The sequence below is a fragment of the Janibacter sp. CFPM2_SD2 genome (assembly GCF_057364645.1).
In genome coordinates, this window is sequence record NZ_JBNFOF010000268.1 from 1 (window position 1) to 3,122 (window position 3,122).

General features: G+C 74.2%; 3 protein-coding genes. All 3 read right to left on the reverse strand.

Annotated elements, in window-relative coordinates; genetic code table 11:
• Positions 1-1,878, reverse strand: a 1,878-nt coding sequence (locus AC2W7J_RS17000; protein ID WP_485983853.1) for a cobyrinic acid a,c-diamide synthase CobB, incomplete at its 3' end; no start/stop codon positions are given.
• Positions 1,875-2,489 (reverse strand): cob(I)yrinic acid a,c-diamide adenosyltransferase, encoded by a 615-nt coding sequence (gene cobO, locus AC2W7J_RS17005; protein ID WP_421006822.1) that lies wholly within the window; start codon positions 2,487-2,489, stop codon positions 1,875-1,877. The genes AC2W7J_RS17000 and cobO, both read right to left, overlap by 4 nt.
• Positions 2,489-3,122, reverse strand: a 634-nt coding sequence (locus AC2W7J_RS17010) for a vWA domain-containing protein (RefSeq protein WP_485983855.1), incomplete at its 5' end; no start/stop codon positions are given. The genes AC2W7J_RS17010 and cobO, both read right to left, overlap by 1 nt.

Consider the following 3,122-nt stretch of genomic DNA (forward strand, 5'->3'; position numbering starts at 1 on the left):
GGGTGCCACGACGACCGCGTCGCGCGGCGTCAGCGCCCGCGCGACGAGCGTGAAGGCCTCCGCCCCGCCGCTCGTCGGCAGCACCTGGTCCCGGGCCACCCCGTGCCGCGCCGCGATCGCATCGCGCGCCACGGTGGCGTCCGGATAGCTCGCCACCTTGCCGAGCTCATCCACCAGCGCTCGCGTGAGCCACTCCGGAGGACTCGTCAGCCGCACGTTGACCGCCAGGTCCACCAGGTCGTCTGACACCTCGACGTCCCCGTGATGCCGCAGCGGATCGGGCACCGATCCCTCGAAGGCGACCGGTGACGGGCCCACAGGCAAGGACGTGGATCGGGCTGGGGTGGCGCGAGTCAAGGGCTGAGCCGGTTGCGATGAGTCAGGTGAGGGCTCCGAGAACTCGTGGTGCACGGGCGAAGCCCCCAGCGCCACCCCACCCGATCCACGGACGCCCCATGCGCGAGCCGCGTCGACGAAGGAGGCGGCGACGCCGGGTGAGCCGGCCCAGTGGGTGTGCAGGTAGGAGGCGACGAGGGTCGCGCGGCCGCTGCCGGCGGGGTCGAGGGCGAAGCCCTCGGTGCGTCCGCCGAGGTCCCACGCCGCCTGCGTGCCGAAGGGCGGATCGGTCACCGTGCGGTGGAACTCGTGGCCCGTCACGCGGGTGCCGGCGGGGCCGGCGACCGAGTCGACGAGCGAGGTCGCCTCGCGGTAGCCGAGGGTCAGCCGTCGGCCCATCGCGGCACGGGCCGGCAGGGCACCGACCATCGGGTGGTCGTCGAGGGTCTCGGCGAGGTAGAGCATGCCGGCGCACTCGGCGATGGTCGGCATGCCATCGGCGACGGCATCCCGGATCACCTGCACGAGAGGGCGGTTGGTCGCGAGGGTGCGTGCGTGCACCTCGGGGAACCCGCCGCCGAGGTAGAGGGCGCAGGTGCCCTCGGGCAGCGCCGAGTCGCGTGCCGGGTCGACCTCGACGACTCGCGCACCCGCCGCTTCGAGCAACTCGACGGTCTCGGGGTAGCGGAAGGTGAAGGCCCGGCCTCCGGCGACGGCGACCACGGGGTTCTCCCTTCGAGACGCGTGCTGCCCTTCGAGACGGCGCTGGCGCGCCTCCTCAGGACCTGCAAGCTCCTCAGGGAGCGAGGGGTCCCACGGCTCGACGCCGAGGTCGGGTGCGGTGCGTGCGGCGGCGAGGAGCGCGTCGAGGTCGAGGTGCTCCTCGGCGACGGCGGCGATGTGGTCGAGGGGTGGCCGCGGCCTCGCCGCGCTCGGCGGCGGGCACGAGCCCGAGGTGGCGCGAGGGCACGTGCATCGCGGCGTCGCGGGGGAGCACGCCCCAGACGGGGGACGCCGACGCCTTCGACGGCGCGGCGGGCCTCGTCGCCGTGGCGGGGGGGTGCCGGCCTTGTTGAGCACGACGCCGACGACGTCGAGGTCGGGGTCGATGGTCGCGAGACCGTGCACCGTCGCGGCGACGGTCCGCGAGGTCGAGCTGATGTCGACGACGAGCACGACGGGGGTGCGGGTGAGGGCCGCGACGTGCGCGCTCGAGGCGAAGCCGTCGCCCCCGAGCCGCCCGTCCATGAGCCCCATGACGCCCTCGAGGACGGCGACGTCCGCGGGCGTCGGGTGGGTGGCGCCGCCGGGCGGAGGAGGGGGAGCGACCCTCCCTTCGCCCACGAGCCACGGGTCGAGGGTGCGGCTCGGTCGACCGGTCGCCAGCGCGTGGTAGCCGGGGTCGATGTAGTCGGGGCCGACCTTGGCCGGTGCGACGGTGAGGCCGCGCCGGGCGAGGGCGGCCATGATCCCCACGGCGATCGTCGTCTTGCCGTGGCCCGACGCGGGCGCCGCGACGAGCACCCGGGGGAGGGCCGTCACCACTCGATGCCCTTCTGGCCCTTCTGCCCCTGGTCGAAGGGGTGCTTGACCTTGGTCATCTCGGTGGCGACGTCGGCGATCTCGAGCAGCCGCGGGTGCGGGTCGCGGCCGGTGATGACGACGTGCTGGTAGCCGGGCCGGTTGGTCAGCGTGTCGATGACGTCGTCGAGCTCGACCCAGCCCCACTTCATGACGTAGGTGAACTCGTCGAGGATGTAGACGGTGTGCGTCTCGTCGGCGAGGCGACGCTTGATCTCCTCCCAGCCCTCACGCGCATCGGCGGCGTGGTCCTCCTCGGACCCGGCCTTGCGCGACCACGACCAGCCCGAGCCCATCTTGTGCCACTCGACGGGACCCCCTTCGCCCGTCTCCTCGTGGATGCGGCCGAGGGTCGTGTAGACCTCCTCCTCGCCGATGCGCCACTTCGCGGACTTGACGAACTGGAAGACGCCGATCGACCAGCCCTGGTTCCACCCGCGCAGGCCGAGGCCGAAGGCCGCCGTCGACTTGCCCTTGCCGACGCCACCGTGGACGACGACGAGCGGGCGGTTGCGGCGCTGCCGCGTGGTGAGCCCGTCCTCGGGCGTGACGGGGGTCTGTCCCTGGGCCATCAGGCGGCGCTCCTTCGGGGGGTGGTGCGGTCGGTGACGATCTCGACGAGGCCGCTCGCGGCGACCTGCTCGAGGGCGATGTGCTCGGCGCCCATGCGGTGGGCGAGGTCGGCGGCCAGGCCCATGCGGAAGCGGCCCGACTCGCAGTCGACGACGACGGTCTCTGCGGTGTGGCCCCAGGCGTCGGCGATGCGCTGCGCCCGGGCGAGAGCATCGGGCCCGGCCGTGGCCCGGCCGTCGGTGACGAGGACGACGAGGGCGCGCTGGTTGCGGTCGCGGATGCGCTCTCGCGCAACGACCCTGGCGATCTCGGTCAGTCCTTCGGCGAGCGGGGTGCGCCCTCCGTGCGGCATCTCGGCGAGCCGTGCGGCGGCGGCGTCGACGGACGAGGTGGGCGGCAGCGCGAGCTCGGCGCCCTGCCCGCGGAAGGTCACCAGACCCACACGGTCGCGCCGCTGGTAGGCGTCGAGCAGCAGCGAGAGGACGGCGGTCTTGACCTCGCCCATCCGCTTGCGCGCGGCCATCGAGCCGGAGGCGTCGACGGCGAGGAGCACGAGGTTGGCCTCGCGGCCGCGGGTGATGGCGTGGCGCAGGTCGTCGCCGGTCACCCGGGCGGGCCCCGGTGGCGGGCGG

What these genes read in the sequence shown, in the direction of transcription:
- cobO (WP_421006822.1), bottom strand. Translation starts at nt 2,489, where the DNA reads ATGGCCCAGGGACAGACCCCCGTCACGCCCGAGGACGGGCTCACCACG.